Genomic DNA, 17,955 nt, shown 5'->3' with positions numbered 1-17,955 from the left:
CTGTCGCATTGCTGATCGTCAGGGCTTAACCGTCGGCTCGATCTTGGTGAGCTTGTATTCGTCGGCCGGGGCCTTGCACGTCGCGCAGTTGATGCCGGGCGCGTCGGGCGCCTGCTTCACATCCGCCGGCAGCGGCTGGATGGTCGCACCCGGTGTCGGCTTGCCCTCCAGCGCCGACTGCAGCGACAGTTCCGGCAGAAGCTCGGGATTGAAGACCTCGGTGACGAAGGAGGACGGCACCTTGTCGGACGGGAAGACGTTGCAGCCGTCGGCGAAGGTGTCGCCCTTGCAGGGCTTGACCTGATCGGCCGGCACCCATGGTAGGGGGTACTCGATGTTCATCGGCTTCAGCTCGCGCTTCTTGGTCAGGATCTCCATCATCAGCTTGAAAGCATAGCCGGAGGTAGCGGGCGGCGAGCCGGCCGAAACGCCCTTGAGGCCCATACCCTGCATCTTCGGATCGGCCAGGCCGAGGCGGAAACCGTCGGAATTCTCGCCGGTCATCGGCACCAGCTTGTTGCCCTTGTCGAGCTGCGCCTGGATCGCGCCGTATTCGCCGGCCTGGGCCCAGATGCCGTCGACATCCGGATGCGCGGCGAGCGCCTTGGCAGTCTCCTGCTGCGTGGTGCGGTCATCCCAGTAGGAATAGTATTCCGCGACCACCTTGATGCCCGGATACTGGTTGAAGATGTGCATCGCGCCGTCGGTGTGGCGCTTGTCCACCGAGTTGCCCGGGACGCCGCGGCTCAGGAAGATGTTGCCCTTGCCGCCGAGGATGTTGACCAGCGCCTGGGCGGTGTTCTCGCCGAAGCCGGCGGTGATGTAGCTGACGTTGTAGGCACACGGCTCGGTCACCGTCGCGTCGTACATGAAGAAGAGCACGCCCTTCTGGCAGCCGCGATGGATGGTGCGGTTCAGCGCCGTCGACGAGATCGGGAAGCTGATGATGCCGTCGGCGCCATCCTGGATCATGCTTTCATAGGCGGAGATCTGCGCCTGCGGATCGGTGCCGGAGATGACCTCCTTGAGCTCCACCGTCTTGTCGTAGGGCGGCGTCTGCGCCAGCGCCTTGACGATGTTGGCGGCCTCCGACTGCCACGAATTGCCGCTGTAGCTCAACGACAGATAGACCTTGAGCTTCTTGTCCTGCGCGTCTGCGTGGTCGACGACCATCGCAACGCCCGCAGTGGTGGCAAGCGTCAGCGACGCGGCCAGTCCTAGTCTTCTTAACAGCTTCATTTCCATCAACCTCCCTTTGGAATTTGGCCCTTTCAGGTGCCGGACCAGAGCTTGTGAGAACGTTCTCACAATTGGGCAACAAGCATTGGCATGCAGGCGCATGGTCATTTCCTTCGTGTCAGCATCCGATTTCCGATGTGGGTCAGGAACTCGCCCCGCAGCACCAGCAGCGCCCCGACGATGATCGCGCCCTCGATGATGGTGCGCCATCCCTCGCTGAGGCCGATGGCCGAGATCATCGTGCCGAGCGTGGTCAGAAGGATTGCGCCGCCCACGGTGCCGATGAAGGTTCCGTTGCCGCCGAGGATCGAGGAGCCGCCGATCACGACAGCGGCGATCGAGGGCAGCATGTAGCTGTCGCCCATCCTGAGCGTCGCGCCGTTCGAATAGCCGACCAGCATCATGCCGACGAAGCCGGCGCAGGCCGCGCTGATCGCGTAGGGCACGAGCTCGAGCCGGTTGACGCTGACGCCGGCGATGAGCGCGGCGTTCCTGTTGGTGCCGAGCGCGCGGAGCCGGCGACCGAGCGCGGTGAAGTTCTGCAGGAGCCAGCCGAACAGGATGAAGGCGAGGGTGAAGTAGATGACCACCGGCACGCCGAGGAACCACGCCTTCATCAGCCATAACAAGGCCGATGGCGAACCGCCGCGCGGCGTGCCGCTGGTATAGCCGAGCGCCACCGAAGCGACGACGATCGACGTCGCCATCGTCATGATGAAGGGCGGCACCTTCAGCCAGACGGTGCCGATGCCGCTGACCGCGCCGACGAGGGCGCAGATGACCAGGATGGCGGGCAGCATATACCAGACGCCGGCGTCGCCCGTGCCGATCCAGGTCGTCGTGAGGACGCCGCCGAGCGTGATCAGGGCAGGGATGGAGAGATCCAGTCCGCCGATCAGGATGACGAGGCCCTGGCCGAAGGACAGGATGATCAGGAACGAGGCGAGGATCAGCACCGTGAGCACTTGGCTCCAAGAACCGAGGGCCGGGCTGATGAAGCGCGAGCACACCACGAGCACGATGCTCAGGCCGAACACGACAAGCGTGTTCACCGTTTCTCGGTCGAGCTTCTGCCTGCCGCGCTGGTCGGAGGAGGCGTCGAAAGGCATCGCTATGTCCTTGTGCGCGTTCACCGGGCTTCGTCCTTCTTGAGCAGGCGCGCCACCGTGTTGCCGAAGACGATCGCAAGCACCAGCACGAAGCCTTGGAAGATGCCGGTGTAGAAGGACGACACACCGCCCGAGAACAGCACCTTCTGCAGCAGCATCAGCGTGCCGGCGCCGAGGATCGAGCCGACGAGGCTGCCGCGGCCACCGCTGAGCGGCGTGCCGCCGAGCGCCACGGCGGCGAAGGTAAGCATCAAGAACGGCGTGCCCGCGGTCGGATTGCCGGTCGCGGTCTGGGCGCTCAGCATGAAGCCGGCGACGCCGTAGAGGATGCCGGCGCCGACGAAGGCGGTGATGCGAACGCCGAAGACGGCAATGCCTGAGAAACGGGCCGACTGCTCGTCGGCGCCGATCGCATAGAGGCCGATGCCGGTGTTGGTTCGCCGGAAGGCCAGCCACGCCATGACGGCGGCGACCAGGAACAGGCCGGCGATCGGAACGACGCCGAAGAGCGTATCGGTCAAAGTATAGGTGACGAAGTCGGCGACCATGCCGCCCGGCGCGTCGAGAATAACGAGCGCCAGCCCCTGGCAGACGATCATTGTGCCCAGCGTCGCGGCGATGGTCTGAAGCCCGAGCCTTGCAACCAGAATGCCGTTGATCATGCCGACGAAGGCGCCGGTCGCGCAGCACATCAAGAGGCTGATCAACGCTCCGCCCGGGCCGTCGAGCGGATAGACGGCCATCAGCACGTTGGTCAGCGAGACGACGCCCGCGACGGACAGGTCGAAGCCGCGGCTGATGACGACCAGCGTCTCACCCGCCGCCGCGAGCGCCAGCGGTGTCGAATTGTTGACGAGGTCGGTGAATGTGTAGACCGAGAGCGCATCGGGCTGCCAGAACGCATAGAGCGCGTAAAGCAGCACATAGATCAGCGCGACGATGCCGGTGCCGCTGATGACGGCGCGCCAGAAAGGCGAGCGGCGGGGCGCCGGGTTTGCCGCGATCGCGCTCATGCCGCCACTCCCGTCTTCGCGCCCCGAGCATGGCCGATCAGCGCGCCGACGATCGTCTGCTCGTCGATCGCGTCGCCCTGATATTCGGCGAAGATACGGCCGCTATAGAGCACGATGCAGCGATGCGCGAGGTGCACCAGTTCCGGCAGTTCAGACGAATAGAAAAGCACGGAGCCGCCATCGGCGGTGAATTTGCGGATCGCCTCGTAGATCGACTGCTTGGTTCCGACATCGACCCCGCGCGTCGGATCGAACAGCAGCAAGGTGCGCGCGCCGGTCATGATGACGCGCGCCAGAAGCGCTTTCTGCTGGTTGCCGCCGGACAGTTCGTCGATCTTGAAATGCAGGTAACGCTCCTGCAGGTCGACCGCGGCGGCGGTTTCCCGCGCGACGCGACGCTCACCGGCGGGCCACACGATGCCGCCCCGCGCGATCCGGGAGATGATCGGCAGCACCATGTTGCTGGCCGTGGTGAGGCCCGCGAGGATACCTTCCGATTTGCGGTCCTCGGGCAGGTAGGCGAGGCCGTTGCCGAAATGCAGCGCGGCACCCGGGCTGGCGATCTGAGCGCGCACGCCGTCGATCTCGACGCTTCCGGCCTTGGCCTTGGTAAGTCCGACCAGCGTCCTGAACAGGTCGCGCTGGCCCTGCCCCTCGAGCGCGGCGATGCCGACGATCTCGCCCTGCCTGACATTGAACGACACGTCGCTCAGGATGCCGCCCGAGAGGCCCGTGACGCCGAGCGCGATGGGCGCAGCATCGCCGGCTGCGGGCAACGCGTTCACGGTCTCGCGCGCGCTGCGGCCAACCATCATCTCGAAGATGTTCTCGTCCGAGGCGCCCGAAAGCTCGACGGTGCCGATGCTGCGGCCATTGCGCAGGATGGTGGCGCGCGAGCACAAGCTGCGCACTTCGCCGAGACGATGGGAAATGTAGAGGATGGCGGTCTGCAGGGACTTTTGCCGGCGCACGAGCTCGAACAGCCATTCGACGTCGGCCAGCGCCGCCGTCGGCTCGTCGAGGATCAAAAGTTTCGCGGCATGGGTGAAGGCGCGCACGATTTCGAGCCGCTGGCGGTCCGACAGCGAAAGCACGCCCGCCGGCGTGTCGGGATCGAAATGCGCGAGGCCATAATCCCGGAGGATCCTGCCGGCGGAAGCCATGGCCGTGCGGTGCGACGCGAAGCCGAGCATGCCCCTGGGCATTTTCGGCAGCATCAGATTTTCGGCGATGCTGAGGTTGGGCAGCAGGCTGAGTTCCTGGAAAGCGGTCGCCACGCCTTGTGTCCGCGCATCGACGATGCCGTGCGGCGTATAGGGCGAGCCTAAGATCGACATCGATCCGCCGTCCGGCTTCACCACGCCGCTGAGTATCTTCACCAGCGTCGACTTGCCGGCGCCGTTCTCGCCCAGCAGTGCATGGACTTCGCCCGGACGCAGGTCGATGGAAACGGAATCGAGCGCGACGGTCGGCCCGTAGGACTTCGCAATCTTGGCGATGCGGACGGCTAGCCGGGTCTCGTCGGTGCTCATACCCCCTCCCAAGGTAAGGTCGCAGCTGCGGTGAGAACGTTCTCTGAGAACGTTCTCACCGTTTCACAAAGCAATATTCGCTGTCAACAGATTTCTATCACACCTTCGAAATGACGCGTTGGATCGCCGACGAGAAGACCGCGAAATCTCGCGCCCTCGTCTGGGGCGTTTCGCGAAACGCTGCGCTAGGCTGGGAAAAGCCGGACTATTTTCCGCTGCCCGGAAACCATGATCGAAGAAGGACTGTTTGGTGGAGCCAATCGGAATCGAACCGACGACCTCTTGAATGCCATTCAAGCGCTCTCCCAACTGAGCTATGGCCCCACTCCCGGCAGTCAGCCGGCGCCGTTTCCGGCGAAGAGATCCGGCGCGGTCGGGAACCGCGCCGTTGTTTAGTGCTGGCGGCTTCTAGCGCCGCCTTCGGTCAAGATCAAGCCTTGAAAAGCCGCTTTTTCGTCACAGGCCAAAATGGCCGGCAAACGAAATCAGACTTCGTCATCGTCGTCGCCGACGCCGATCATATCGGCGACGTCATCGTCCTCTTCCTCTTCGTCGGCAAGGAAGGTGTCGTCCTCATCGTCGCCGAGATCGACATCTTCTTCATCATCGCCAAGATCGGGAAGGTCGTCTGCGCCGCCCTTGGCCTCGTCATCTGCCTCCTCGAGCGAGACGACTTCGGCGCCTTCCTCTTCGTCGGCGTCCACTTCCTTCTCGGCGACTTCCTCATCTTCCTCGACGGCGGAAATCTTGCCTTCGTCGAAATAGGAGCGTGGATAGCTCTTGCCGGTATAAGGCGAGACGATCGGGTCCTTGTTGAGATCGTAGAATTTCCGACCCGTTTCGGGGTCGACACGCTTGGTGCCAAGTTCAGCTTTTGCCACAGTAGGCCTCGTCAATAAAAGAGTGGTCCCCATAACCGCAGTTTTGAGCGCTGTCAAAGCCAAAAGCCGGCATTGTAAAATGCTCGTATTCGAAGGCCTCGCACAAGGGGATGACCATTGCAACGCACCGTGATACGAGACCGCCGCACCATGACGAACCGAGCCGGCCAGCCGGCATTTCATTTGGAAGACAAGGATGTCTCACTCCGCCGCCGCTAAGCCAGCCACGGCCCGCAAATCCCCTGCCCTTGCCGGCACAGCGCGCGTGCCGGGCGACAAATCTATTTCGCATCGCTCCTTCATGTTCGGCGGCCTCGCCTCCGGCGAGACCCGCATCACCGGCCTGCTCGAAGGCGAGGACGTGATGCGCACGGGCGCCGCCATGAAGGCAATGGGCGCGCATGTCGAAAAGAAGGGCGCCGAATGGGTGATCCGCGGTACCGGCAACGGCGCGCTGCTGCAGCCGGAAGGCCCGCTCGATTTCGGCAATGCCGGCACCGGCTCGCGCCTCACCATGGGGCTGGTCGGCACCTATGACATGGAGACCACCTTCATCGGCGACGCCTCGCTTTCCGGCCGGCCGATGGGCCGCGTGCTCGACCCGCTGCGCCAGATGGGCGTGCAGGTGCTGAAGGCAGCGCCCGGCGACCGCATGCCGATCACGCTGCACGGGCCGAAGCACGCAGCCCCCATCACCTACCGCGTGCCGATGGCTTCCGCGCAGGTGAAGTCGGCGGTGCTGCTCGCCGGCCTCAACACGCCCGGCATCACCACCGTTATCGAGCCGGTGATGACGCGCGACCATACCGAAAAGATGCTCAAAGGCTTCGGCGCCAATCTGAGCGTCGAGGCCGACGAGCGCGGCGTGCGCCATATCTTCATCGAAGGCCAGGGCAAGCTCACCGGGCAGACCATCGCGGTGCCGGGCGACCCCTCCTCGGCCGGCTTCCCGCTGGTCGCGGCACTCATCGTGCCGGGCTCCGACATCACGATCGAAAACGTGCTGATGAACCCGACCCGCACCGGGCTTTTGCTGACGCTGCAGGAAATGGGCGGCCGGATCGACACCCTCAACCCGCGCAATGCCGGCGGCGAGGATGTGGCGGACCTGCGCGTGCGCTATTCCGAACTGAAAGGCGTCACCGTGCCGCCGGAGCGGGCGCCGTCGATGATCGACGAATACCCGGTCCTGGCGGTTGCCGCGAGCTTCGCCGAGGGCGAGACGCTGATGCAGGGGCTGGAGGAATTGCGGGTCAAGGAATCCGACCGGCTGTCGGCGGTCGCCAACGGGCTGAAGCTCAACGGCGTCGACTGCACGGAAGGCGAAGCTTCGCTTGCCGTGCGCGGCAGGCCAGGCGGCAAGGGCCTGGGCGGCCATCCGAATGGCCAGGACACGACCGTGCAGACGCATCTCGACCACCGCATCGCCATGAGCTTTCTCGTCATGGGGCTGGCGACCGAGAAGCCGGTGACGATCGACGACCAGGCGATGATCGCGACGAGTTTTCCGGAGTTCATGGGACTGATGAAGGGGCTGGGCGCGGAGATTGTATGAAATACGTCTACGTTCACTGGAAGCATGAGATCGCGGAAGAGCCATCTCACCTCTGGTATGAAATCGCAGACGACAATTTCCAAAACCGGACAATAGAGTTCTATGCTGATGGGTCGGTTGGCTTCGCCATTCGCGGTGATGCCCCGGACGGATCAGACGACCTTGAAATCGGAGGGACACGAAATTCCACCGAAGGCTTTCCCGATATCGAAGAGATCAACTCGGATCCTGATTTCGAGGCCTTGCCGGTCACAGCGGCCGAATTCGACCGCCAGTGGCGCAAGGCGCTTGCGTCAAGGCATCGAATGACCTCGACCTTCACCATCGCCATCGACGGTCCCGCCGGGGCCGGCAAGGGCACGCTGGCCCGGCGGCTGGCCGACCACTACCGGCTGAACCTGCTCGACACCGGGCTGACCTATCGCGCAGTCGCCCATGCGCTGCTGCAGGTCGGGCTGCCGCTCGACAATGTCTCGGCGGCGGAAACCGCGGCGCGCCAGGTCGACCTGACGCGGCTCGACCGTTCGGTGCTGTCGGCGCATGCGGTGGGCGAAGCCGCCTCGAAAGTGGCCGTCATCCCGTCGGTCCGGCGCATCCTGGTCGAAAAGCAGCGCGACTTCGCAAAGATGCCGCCGGGCGCGGTGCTCGACGGCCGCGACATCGGCACCGTCGTCTGCCCCGACGCCGAGATAAAACTCTATGTGACCGCCAGCGCCGAGGTGCGGGCGCGACGCCGGCTGAACGAAATCGAGAGCATGGGCGGCACGGCCGATTTCGGCGAAATCCTCGCCGATATCCAGCGCCGCGACGAGCGCGACATGGGCCGCGCCGACTCGCCGCTCAAGCCGGCTGCCGACGCGCACTTGCTTGATACCAGCGAAATGGCTATAGAAGCCGCGTTTCTGGCGGCGATGGCGATCGTTGACGACGTCCTTGCCAAGAGAAACAAGGCCTGATCAGGTTTTTCGATTGCCGTTGGCGGCGAAAATACCCATATCGGGCACGAACCAGCCTGCCAGCATTCTTCATGCGCCGGACTTGCCGCCTGAACAGCGGCCAAGGGCTCTTCAGCCCGGAACGCCGGCAGGCTCACGCAACGCTAACCCACGGCGCCCGCTCCGCGACAGAAGCGGAGCATTCCAGGAGAAACAATGTCAGCTGCTAATCCGTCTCGCGACGATTTCGCGAGCATGCTCGAAGAATCATTCACCGCCGGCCATTCCGGCGAGGGTCAGGTTGTCCGGGGCACGATCACCGCGATCGAAAAGGACATGGCCATCATCGATGTCGGCCTCAAGGTCGAAGGCCGCGTGCCGCTGAAGGAATTCGGCGCCAAGGGCAAGGAATCCTCCCTCAAGGTCGGCGACACCGTCGAAGTCTATGTCGAGCGCATCGAGAACGCGCTTGGCGAGGCCATGCTGTCGCGCGAGAAGGCTCGCCGCGAGGAGAGCTGGGTGCGTCTCGAAGAGAAGTTCACCAAGGGTGAGCGCGTCGAAGGCGTCATCTTCAACCAGGTCAAGGGCGGCTTCACCGTCGACCTCGACGGCGCCGTGGCGTTCCTGCCGCGCAGCCAGGTCGATATCCGCCCGATCCGCGACGTCACCCCGCTGATGCACAACCCGCAGCCCTTCGAGATCCTCAAGATGGATCGCCGCCGCGGCAACATCGTGGTGTCGCGCCGCACCGTGCTCGAGGAGAGCCGCGCCGAACAGCGTTCGGAAATCGTGCAGAACCTCGAGGAAGGCCAGGTGGTCGAAGGCGTGGTCAAGAACATCACCGACTACGGTGCGTTCGTCGACCTCGGCGGCATCGACGGCCTGCTGCATGTCACCGACATGGCATGGCGCCGCGTCAACCATCCGACCGAGATCCTCAACATCGGCCAGACGGTCAAGGTGCAGATCATCCGCATCAACCAGGAAACCCACCGCATCTCGCTCGGCATGAAGCAGCTCGAGTCGGATCCGTGGTCGGATATCGGCACCAAGTTCCCGATCGGCAAGAAGATCAAGGGCACCGTCACCAACATCACCGACTACGGCGCGTTCGTCGAGCTGGAGCCGGGCATCGAGGGCCTCATCCACGTTTCGGAAATGTCGTGGACGAAAAAGAACGTGCACCCCGGCAAGATCCTGTCGACGACGCAGGAAGTCGACGTGGTGGTGCTCGAGGTCGATCCGGCCAAGCGCCGCATCTCGCTCGGCCTCAAGCAGACGCTGGAAAACCCGTGGCAGGCTTTCGCCTCGAGCCATCCGGTCGGCAGCCAGGTCGAGGGCGAGGTCAAGAACAAGACCGAGTTCGGCCTGTTCATCGGCCTGGAAGGCGACGTGGACGGCATGGTGCACCTTTCCGACCTCGACTGGACCCGTCCGGGCGAGCAGGTCATCGAAGAGTACAATCGCGGCGACGTGGTCAAGGCGCAGGTGCTCGACGTCGACATCGAGAAGGAGCGCATCTCGCTCGGCATCAAGCAGCTGGCCCGTGACACTGTCGGCGAAGCGGCCAACAGCGGCGAACTGCGCAAGAACGCCGTCGTCACCTGCGAGGTCATCGGCGTGAAGGATGGCGGTCTGGACGTGCGGCTGGTCGACAGCGGCATCGAGACCTTCATCAAGCGTTCGGACCTTTCGCGCGACCGCGACGAGCAGCGCCCCGAGCGCTTCACCGTCGGCCAGAAGGTCGATGCCCGCGTCATCGCCTTCGACAAGAAGACCCGCAAGCTGCAGGTCTCGATCAAGGCGCTGGAAATCGCCGAGGAAAAGGAAGCGGTCGCCCAATACGGCTCGACCGACTCCGGCGCCTCGCTGGGCGATATCCTGGGCGCGGCGCTGAAGAAGCAGGGCAACTGAGCCAGGCTCTTCAACTGACGAACAGCAAAAACCCGCCGGAGCGATCCGGCGGGTTTTTCTTTTGTCGGGATATCGAGTTCAGGCCCGGCCGTACAACGGAACCAGCGTGCCGCTCATGGCCTGGTTGGCGGGCGAGGCGAGATAGGCGATCGCTTCCGCCGCGGCTTCGAGACTGACCCATTTGGCGAAATCGGCATCGGGCATGTCGGCGCGATTGGCAGGCGTGTCGAGCGTCGAGGGCGCCACGGCGTTGACCAGGATGCCCTTGTGCTTCAGTTCCTCAGCCATGGCCACCGTCATCGCCGCGACCGCCGCCTTGCTCGCGGCATAGGCGACCATGCCGGAGCCGCGCCTCGGGTCGAGACCGGCGCGCGCGGTGACATTGACGATGCGGCCGGCCGTATTGGACTCCAGCATCGAGCGCACCGCGGCGCGGCTGCACAGGAAGGCCGTGCGGGCGTTGGTCTCCATCATCTCGGCGAAGGAAGCCGACTCGATCTTTTCCACCGGCGCCATGGTGAAGCCGCCTGCAAGGTGGATCGAGGCCCAGAGCGCGGGCACCTGATGGTAGAAGGCCTCGACCTTGGCCGAATCCGACAGGTCGACATTATGCGCCAGATGCACGCTGGCATGGGCTGCGTAAGGAAAATGCGGCGGGGCCGCCGCATGGGCATTGGGCACGTGGCAGATCGCGCCTTGCTCCAGCAATCTGCCGACAACCGCGCCGCCGAGCGCCCCAGTACCGCCCGTCACCACGACATGCCTGCCATTAAGCGTTTCCGTCATCCTTCGACCGCTCCTGTCATTTTTTTGATTATATCTTGGGTTATGCCGCCCCAGTCTCGAACGTCGCGCCTTTCGCGTCGTCACTCAATTGAAATATCGACATGGCAGGCGCAGCGTCTTTGCATGCGTCGGAACTTGGCAGGCGACATCAATCTGCCGGCGCCGGAACGGGCCTACCGGCAGACGTGCCAGTCTTCAGTCGACGGTGATTTCGATGACGCGCGGCTCGCCTGCCGCCCGGGCGCGCCTCAGCGCCTCGGCAAGACCACCGGTCCCGGCCAGCCGCTCGGCCTCGATGCCGTAGGCCTCGGCGAGCTTGCAGAAATCCGGCGGAGCCGGTGAGACGCCGACCGGCTCGACGCCGACATCGAGCATCGAGGTCTCGATCTCGCGATAGCCGCGGTTGTTCCAGACGACGAAGATCACGGGCGCTTCGGCGTCGAGCGCGGCGCCGATCTCCGGCAAGGTGAACTGGAAGCCGCCATCGCCGGTGAGGCACACCACCGGCGCCTCGGGCACCGCAAGCGCCGCCCCGATCGCGGCCGGTGGACCGTAACCCAGCGCGCCGAAGCCCGTCGCTGCGTTGAACCAGCCGCCGGGACGGTCGTGGTCGTAATAGAGATTGGCGGCATAGATCGGCTGGGTCGAGTCGCCGACGATGATGGCGCCCGGCAGCGCGTCGCGGATCGTTTCCACGGCGTGAACCTGCGCCAGATAGTCGGGCTTCAATTCGGCTAGCGCTGCCTTCCGCGCGGCGGCCGCACGAGCCTCGCCATCGCTTGCCGCAGCATGGCCGAGCCCGATCGCCGCAAGCAGAGCCTCGATCCCGTCGGCGCAATCGGCCTGGATGCCGACCGTCACCGGCCGGCGCGCGATCTGGTCGGCGCCGATATCGATACGGATCAGGTTCTTTGGCAGCACGAAGCCGCCGTCGCCATAGCCGTCATAGTCGGTCGGGCCGAATTCGGTACCGGCGGCGATCACCAGGTCGGCATCCGCCATCAGCGCGCGCACGGCCTTGAGGCTGGGGCTCGCCGGCACGCACAGCGGATGGCCATGCAGCAGGCCGCGCGCATTGGCGGTCTCGACGACCGGAGCGCCAAGCGTCTCGGCCAGGCGCCGCAGCGCCGCATCGGCCTTCCTGGCGCCGCCGCCCGAGAGGATCAGCGGTCGGCTGGCGGCCCCGATTAGCTTCGCCGCTTCAGCGACCGCCGCGGCGTCCGGCACCGGTGGCGCCGCGTTGCTCAGCGCCGCCGCTATGCCGTCGGCGGGCTTGACCATCACATCGGTGGGAATCTCGATATGAACCGGCCCCGGCCGCGCCGACGAAAACAGCGCGAAGGCGCGGGCGAGAGCGCCCGGCAGCTGCCCGGCTTCGGTGACACGCTCGGAAAACAGCGCGACCTTTTCCATCATGCCGCGCTGGTCCGGCAGTTCATGCAGGAAGCCCAAGCCCTTGCCCAGCGTATCGGTTGCGTTGACGCCGGAGATCACCAGCATCGGCACAGAATCGGCGCGCGCCTGGCCCATGGCGGTGATGGTGTTGGTCAGCCCCGGTCCGGTGATGACGAAGGCGACGCCCGGCCGGCTGCCGGCGCGCGCATAACCATCGGCCATGAAGCCTGCCCCCTGCTCGTGGCGCGGCGTGACGTGGCGGATCTTCGAGCGCGCCAGGCCGCGATAGAGCTCGACCGTATGCACGCCTGGAATGCCGAAGACGGTGTCGACGCCATGCGCTTCGAGCAGGGTGATGAGCGCTTCGCCGATGGTGGTCATCGCATTTCCTTCCTTTTGTTTCTCATGCAATTGCGGACGGAAAGTTACGGCGAAATGGCCGAACCCAACCGCTTCTCATTTTTCCTGGAATTGCTCCAGCGCCGCGAGGCCGAGTTCGGCCTCGACGGCCTTGATGCCGATCGCCGCCAGCTCGCCGGGCGAGAACATCTCGCCGGCCAGGCAGCCTTCGATCCAGAGCCCGTCGATGATCGCGTTGATCGCTATGGCATGGTGGCGCAGCCCGCTTGCGTCCGGCTTGCGCCGTTCGGCGGCGAGCACTTCGGCCACGACCGCTTCCACCTCGTTGCGAAAGCCGAGATAGCCTTCGCGATGGGCGCGGGCGAGCGACGGATCCGCGCCGGCGCGGCCGAGGAAGGTTGCCCAGAGCGAAAACACCCGCTGGTCGATGATCGGCGCATTGAGGTTGGCGGTGACGAAAGCCGCGAGGCGTTGGCGCGGAGAGGCGTCTTCCATGACCAATGCCGCTTTCGCCTGTTCGGTCATGCGGCCGACCAGCGCCGTATAGGCTTCCTGCAGCAATTCTTCCTTGCCGGGGAAATAGTGCCGGATCAGTCCGGCGGTGACGCCGGCGCGCAAGGCGATGGTACGCAAGGTGGCGCCCTGAAGGCCATGTTCCGCCACGCTGTCGAGCGTCGCATCGATCAGGTCCTGCCGCCGCCGCTCCTCGCCCTCGCGGCGGAACTTGCGGCGCGCATTCATTGGCGCAGGATCGGCCGCGTCAGGCATGTCGGCCCGCCTTCGCAGGCGATGCAGAGCGCGTCCGCCTCGAATATCTCAACCGTGCAGCCGGCGGCTTCCATCGCGGCTTTGGTCTTGGGAAAGCCTGCAACGGCGATGACCTTGTGCGGGCTGGTCGGCAGCACGTTCAAACTGAGGCCGTTGGAAGCGGCGAACTCTTCGGCGTCGCCTTCGACCAGCCGGATGCCGCGCGCCTTCAGCATCTGATAGAACGGGGCCGGCAGAAGCGGCGAATAGACCAGGGCAAGGTCGTCGGCCAGCGGGCTGATCACCGACATCAGATGCAGGCACGCCTCTTCGCCCTGCCACAGCGGCAGATCGAAGCCATAGACGGAAACGCCCAGCGGCGTCAGCAGGTTGGAAACCTGCTGGATACCTTCCTGGTTGGAGCGCACACCGCGCCCGATCGCCAGCGTGCGGGCATCCACCCATACGCAGTCACCGCCTTCGACCTGACCAGGCGCCTCGACCCGGCCGAGGACCGGAATGCCCAGTCTCTTGTAGGTTTCCTCATGCAGCGAGGGCTCCCGGGCGCGCAAGGGCTTGCCCATGGACAGGATCAGCGCGCCGCGGTCGGTCATCAGCGACGGGTCATGCGTGAACACCGAATCCGAAAGGCCGTCGGCCGTGTCCTCGATCCATTCGATTTCGGCGCCGGAAGCCGCCACCAGTTCGGCAAGGAGCGCATGCTGCGAAGCGGCCTTCGCCGGGTTGAATCCCGGGCCATAGTGCCAGGCAGCCCTGTCGGCGTCGCGCATGGCGTTGGCCGCCGACCGCATCAGCACGCGCCGCAGCGGCGCCGCCATGGACTGTGATCCGAAAGCGCTCATCGATGTCCTTTTAAGATGAAAAAAATCGTGAAAATTTCATGAAAGGCTATTTATACACTTGCGCAACAAGGCCGCAAGTGCCGTAATGAGCGGGATTGACGGGCTCGCGCTGTCGGGTCCATGCTGAAGTCTGGAGCGGGCAATACAGCGTATGTTGATTAGCCGGATGGACGTTCGACGACCTGCCTTCGACCATAGAAAGGTCGCCCGGTGAGCGTGGCGGACGCTGCCGCAGTCCAGTCAGGCAAGGCGCAGAATGGCGCCGCCGAAGCCATCCATGTCGAAAACCTGCATAAGAAATTCGGCCAGTTGCACGTGCTGAAGGGCGTTTCGCTGTCGGCGCGCGACGGTGAGGTGGTTGCCATCATCGGCGGCTCCGGCTCCGGCAAGTCGACCCTGCTGCGCTGCATCAACTGCCTGGAGAACCCGACCAGCGGCATCATCCGGGTCAATGGCGAGGAGATCAGGCTCAAGGCCGACAGTCACGGCCATACCGTTCCGGCCGACCGCAGGCAGATCGAGCGTATCCGCTCGAGGCTCGGCATGGTCTTCCAGAATTTCAACCTGTGGAGCCATATGACGCTGATCGAGAACGTCATCGAGGTTCCGGTGCATGTGCTAGGCGTCAAGCGCGACGAAGCGATCGCCCAGGCCGAGAAGCTGCTTGCCCGCGTCGGGCTGGCGGAGAAGCGCGACGTCTATCCGGCCTTCCTGTCCGGCGGCCAGCAGCAGCGGGCCGCGATCGCCCGCGCGCTGGCGATCAACCCGCGCGTCATGCTGTTCGACGAACCGACGTCCGCACTCGATCCCGAACTGGTCGGCGAGGTGCTGAAAGTCATCGGCGACCTGGCGCGCGAGGGGCGCACCATGGTGCTGGTGACACATGAAATGAAGTTCGCCCGCGAGGTCGCGACGCATGTCGTCTATCTCTACAACGGGCTGGTCGAGGAAGAGGGTCCGCCGGAACAGCTGTTCGGCGCGCCAAAATCCGAAAGGCTCAAGCAATTCCTCCGCAATGTCGGCTAGGTGCCGGCATCAAGCGGAGCGAAAAACCGGGAACAACAACAAACTGGGAGTCCTGAAATGAAGACTGTTCTCAAGACATTCGCCGCCGCGCTGCTTCTCGGCGTCGCGGCGATGGGTGGCGCGGCCAAGGCCGAGCAGGTCAAGATCGGCGTCGCCGCCGAACCCTATCCGCCCTTCACCTCGCCCGACGCCTCGGGCAAATGGGTGGGCTGGGAGATCGACTTCGTCGACGCCGTCTGCGCCGAAGAGAAACTCGACTGCGTCATCACGCCGGTTGCCTGGGATGGCATCATCCCGGCGCTGACCACCAAGAAGATCGACGCCATCGTCTCTTCCATGTCGATCACCGACGAGCGCAAGAAGACGATCGACTTCTCGGACAAGTACTACAACACCCCGACCGCGATCATCGGACCGAAGGACCAGAAGTTCGGCTCCACGCCGGACGATCTCAAGGGCAAGGTGATCGGCGTCCAGGTCTCGACCGTGCATGCCGTGTACGCCAAGAAGCATTTCACCGGCGCACAGGAGATCAAGGAATACCAGACCCAGGACGAAGCCAACCAGGATCTGGCCGCCGGCCGTATCGACGCGGTGCAGGCCGACTCGATCGCGCTCGGCGAGTTCCTGAAGTCGGACCAGGGCAAGGCCTGCTGCGACCTGAAGGGCATGGTGGCCCCGGACGATGAGGTGCTTGGACCGGGCGTCGGCGCCGGTATCCGCAAGGAAGACACCGGGCTCAAGGAAAAATTCAACGCCGGCATCAAGGCGATCCGCGCCAACGGCAAATATGACGAGATCTCGAAGAAGTATTTCGACTTCGACATCTATGGCGGCGCCACGCAGTCGAACTGAGTCCTCTTGCAATGAGTGAGGGCATGGCGTCCGCGCCATGCCCGACCTTGCCACGCATGCGCGCCGCCGACCTTGCCCTCGGTGGCTTGCCAGCAATCCGGGGGCGAAGCTGATCGACGTCTTTCTTCCGGCCTCCGCGGCCGGCTTCATGGAACTCCTGTCGCCCGTGGCGCCCGGCTGGGGCGGCACGCTGCTGGTCGGCCTGCTGCATTCGGTCGAGATCGCCATCGGCGCCACCTGCCTCGGCCTCATGATCGGCACCGCCGGCGCCTTCGGCAAGCTCTATGGCGGCCCGGTGACGCGCGATCTGCTCGCGGTCTACACGACCGTCGTGCGCGCCGTGCCGGAACTGGTGTTGATCCTGCTGCTCTATTACGCCGGCACCGACCTCATCAACCAGGTGCTGACGGCGATGGGCTACAGCCGTGTCGACATCAGCGGGCTCGCGGCCGGCATTTTCGTGCTGGGTTTCGTCCAGGGCGCCTATTCGACCGAAGTCATCCGCGGCGCCATCCTCGCCATCCCGCAAGGTCAGATCGAGGCCGCCCGCGCCTACGGCATGTCGCCGGGCCTGATGCTGCGACGCATCACGCTGCCGGCGATGCTGCCCTTCGCCATCCCCGGCCTGGCGAATCTGTGGCTCATCGCCACCAAGGACACCGCGCTGCTTGCTGTCGTCGGTTTCTTCGAACTCACCCTTGCAACGCGCCAGGCGGCCGGCGTGACCAAGGCCTACCTTCTTTTCTACCTTGCGGCCGGCGCGCTCTATCTAGCGCTCTCGCTGTTCTCCAACCTGATCATCGGCCGCGTCGAGGCCTGGTCGCGGCGCGGCATGCCCTCCGTCAGGGAGGCGCGCTGATGTCGGCCGAAGCCTCCGCGATCAACATGGCGGCGCGCGCCTCGATCTGGCTCAAACCGCACCGCATCGTGCTGATCCTGATCGCGCTGGCGCTGGTGCTCTGCGCCGCCTTCTTCATGCGCTGGGACTGGCTGCCGCAATATTGGGAAATGGGCCTGATGGGCATATGGCGGGCGCTTTGGATCCTCGCCGTCACCTGCGCGCTGGGCTTTGCGCTGGCCGTGCCGCTCGGGCTGGCCCAGGCAGGCGGACCGATCTGGTTCTCGGCACCGGCGAAGGTCTTCTGCACCATCATCCGGGGAACGCCGCTGCTCCTGCAGCTCTGGCTGCTCTATTACGGCCTCGGCTCGATCTTTCCGCAATATCCGTGGATCCGCGAATCTTGGCTTTGGCCGTATCTCCGGCAGGCCTGGCCGTATGGCGTGGTGGCGCTGACCTTGTCTTTCGCCGGCTATGAGGGTGAAGTGATGCGCGGCGCCTTCGCCGGCGTGCCGCGCGGACAGTTGGAGGCCGCCCGCGCGTTCGGCATGAGCCGTTGGAAAATCTTCCGGCGCATCTGGTTGCCACAGGCCTTCTATCGGGCGCTGCCGACGCTGACCGGCGAGACCGTGCTGCAGCTGAAGTCGACCCCGCTGGTGGCGACGATCAGCGTTATCGATATCTTCGCCGTCTCCTCCAAGGTGCGCCAGGACACCTACCTGACCTATGAGCCTTTGCTGCTCTTGGCGCTGATCTATATGACGATCACCGGCATCCTGGTCTTCGTCTTCAGTCGGATCGAGGCACGGATTCCGGTCAAGATCGGGTAAGTGAGTCGTGAATAGTGAGTGGTGAGCAGTGGGCTCCTTGCTGGTTTTCCCCTACTGACTACTCCCTACTTTTCTAC

General features: G+C 64.6%; 16 protein-coding genes, 1 tRNA gene and 1 pseudogene. 8 read left to right on the top strand and 10 right to left on the bottom strand.

From position 1 onward, the window contains the following. Positions 1 to 18: 18 nt before the first annotated feature. The 6 genes from FJ414_RS12805 to FJ414_RS12780 form a co-directional block, all read right to left on the bottom strand. Entirely contained in the window at positions 19 to 1,239 is a 1,221-nt protein-coding gene (locus tag FJ414_RS12805; RefSeq protein WP_140644744.1) for a sugar ABC transporter substrate-binding protein, read from the bottom strand. A 104-nt stretch (positions 1,240 to 1,343) separates the two neighbouring features. Beyond that, the gene (locus tag FJ414_RS12800) at positions 1,344 to 2,372 is read right to left on the bottom strand and encodes an ABC transporter permease (RefSeq protein WP_140644743.1); all 1,029 of its coding nucleotides are present in this window, start codon (positions 2,370 to 2,372) and stop codon (positions 1,344 to 1,346) included. Beyond that, positions 2,369 to 3,361 carry an ABC transporter permease gene (locus FJ414_RS12795; RefSeq protein WP_140644742.1) on the bottom strand — a complete coding sequence of 331 codons (993 nt, stop codon included), beginning with the start codon at positions 3,359 to 3,361 and terminating at the stop codon, positions 2,369 to 2,371. The genes FJ414_RS12800 and FJ414_RS12795 overlap by 4 nt, the downstream gene beginning before the upstream one ends. After that, a complete protein-coding gene (locus tag FJ414_RS12790) occupies positions 3,358 to 4,893 on the bottom strand; it encodes a sugar ABC transporter ATP-binding protein (RefSeq protein ID WP_140644741.1) in 1,536 nt (511 codons plus the stop codon). The genes FJ414_RS12795 and FJ414_RS12790 overlap by 4 nt, the downstream gene beginning before the upstream one ends. Positions 4,894 to 5,141: 248 nt before the next feature. After that, positions 5,142 to 5,217 (bottom strand) — tRNA-Ala (locus tag FJ414_RS12785). Positions 5,218 to 5,378: 161 nt separating this feature from the next. Further along, complete coding sequence (locus tag FJ414_RS12780) at positions 5,379 to 5,774, bottom strand: TIGR02300 family protein (RefSeq protein WP_140644740.1); 396 nt, start codon at positions 5,772 to 5,774, stop codon at positions 5,379 to 5,381. Positions 5,775 to 5,970: 196 nt separating this feature from the next. On the opposite strand from FJ414_RS12780, the gene aroA reads away from it, so the two are divergent. From aroA to rpsA, 4 genes and pseudogenes are all read left to right on the top strand, one after another. Further along, positions 5,971 to 7,329: a 3-phosphoshikimate 1-carboxyvinyltransferase gene (gene aroA / locus FJ414_RS12775; protein ID WP_140644739.1), complete on the top strand. Its 1,359-nt coding sequence runs from the start codon at positions 5,971 to 5,973 to the stop codon at positions 7,327 to 7,329. Beyond that, positions 7,326 to 7,607 (top strand): annotated as a pseudogene (locus tag FJ414_RS32095) (hypothetical protein); the annotation flags it as partial. The gene aroA and the pseudogene FJ414_RS32095, both read left to right, overlap by 4 nt. 27 nt (positions 7,608 to 7,634) lie before the next feature. Continuing rightward, positions 7,635 to 8,285, top strand: a complete 651-nt coding sequence (gene cmk, locus FJ414_RS12770) for a (d)CMP kinase (RefSeq protein WP_140644841.1) — start codon at positions 7,635 to 7,637, stop codon at positions 8,283 to 8,285. Positions 8,286 to 8,480: 195 nt separating this feature from the next. Continuing rightward, positions 8,481 to 10,178, top strand: a complete 1,698-nt coding sequence (gene rpsA, locus FJ414_RS12765) for a 30S ribosomal protein S1 (RefSeq protein ID WP_140644738.1) — start codon at positions 8,481 to 8,483, stop codon at positions 10,176 to 10,178. 78 nt (positions 10,179 to 10,256) lie between these two features. On the opposite strand, the gene FJ414_RS12760 is transcribed toward rpsA, so the two are convergent. The 4 genes from FJ414_RS12760 to FJ414_RS12745 form a co-directional block, all read right to left on the bottom strand. Then, complete coding sequence (locus FJ414_RS12760; RefSeq protein WP_140644737.1) at positions 10,257 to 10,964, bottom strand: SDR family NAD(P)-dependent oxidoreductase; 708 nt, start codon at positions 10,962 to 10,964, stop codon at positions 10,257 to 10,259. A gap of 195 nt (positions 10,965 to 11,159) precedes the next feature. After that, on the bottom strand, positions 11,160 to 12,740 hold the full coding sequence (locus FJ414_RS12755) for a 5-guanidino-2-oxopentanoate decarboxylase (protein WP_140644736.1): 1,581 nt from the start codon (positions 12,738 to 12,740) through the stop codon (positions 11,160 to 11,162). Positions 12,741 to 12,815: 75 nt separating this feature from the next. Further along, the gene (locus FJ414_RS12750) at positions 12,816 to 13,487 is read right to left on the bottom strand and encodes a TetR family transcriptional regulator C-terminal domain-containing protein (protein ID WP_140644735.1); all 672 of its coding nucleotides are present in this window, start codon (positions 13,485 to 13,487) and stop codon (positions 12,816 to 12,818) included. Next, positions 13,457 to 14,329 (bottom strand): dimethylarginine dimethylaminohydrolase family protein, encoded by an 873-nt coding sequence (locus FJ414_RS12745; protein WP_140644734.1) that lies wholly within the window; start codon positions 14,327 to 14,329, stop codon positions 13,457 to 13,459. Before FJ414_RS12745 ends, FJ414_RS12750 begins: the two co-directional genes overlap by 31 nt. 210 nt (positions 14,330 to 14,539) lie before the next feature. Here FJ414_RS12745 and FJ414_RS12740 point away from each other — a divergent pair, with 210 nt between their 5' ends. From FJ414_RS12740 to FJ414_RS12725, 4 genes are all read left to right on the top strand, one after another. Then, positions 14,540 to 15,355 (top strand): ABC transporter ATP-binding protein, encoded by an 816-nt coding sequence (locus FJ414_RS12740; RefSeq protein ID WP_140644733.1) that lies wholly within the window; start codon positions 14,540 to 14,542, stop codon positions 15,353 to 15,355. Positions 15,356 to 15,412: 57 nt separating this feature from the next. Further along, entirely contained in the window at positions 15,413 to 16,210 is a 798-nt protein-coding gene (locus tag FJ414_RS12735) for a transporter substrate-binding domain-containing protein (RefSeq protein WP_140644732.1), read from the top strand. 148 nt (positions 16,211 to 16,358) lie between these two features. Further along, positions 16,359 to 17,069: an ABC transporter permease subunit gene (locus FJ414_RS12730; protein ID WP_181175221.1), complete on the top strand. Its 711-nt coding sequence runs from the start codon at positions 16,359 to 16,361 to the stop codon at positions 17,067 to 17,069. Continuing rightward, the gene (locus FJ414_RS12725) at positions 17,069 to 17,878 is read left to right on the top strand and encodes an ABC transporter permease (RefSeq protein ID WP_140644730.1); all 810 of its coding nucleotides are present in this window, start codon (positions 17,069 to 17,071) and stop codon (positions 17,876 to 17,878) included. Before FJ414_RS12730 ends, FJ414_RS12725 begins: the two co-directional genes overlap by 1 nt. The last annotated feature ends 77 nt before the right edge of the window (positions 17,879 to 17,955 follow it).

Source organism: Mesorhizobium sp. B3-1-6 (genome assembly GCF_006439555.1).
Classification (GTDB): Bacteria; Pseudomonadota; Alphaproteobacteria; order Rhizobiales; family Rhizobiaceae; genus Mesorhizobium.
Note: the sequence above shows the minus strand (reverse complement) of the source record. Positions and strands in the feature narration are given on the sequence as shown.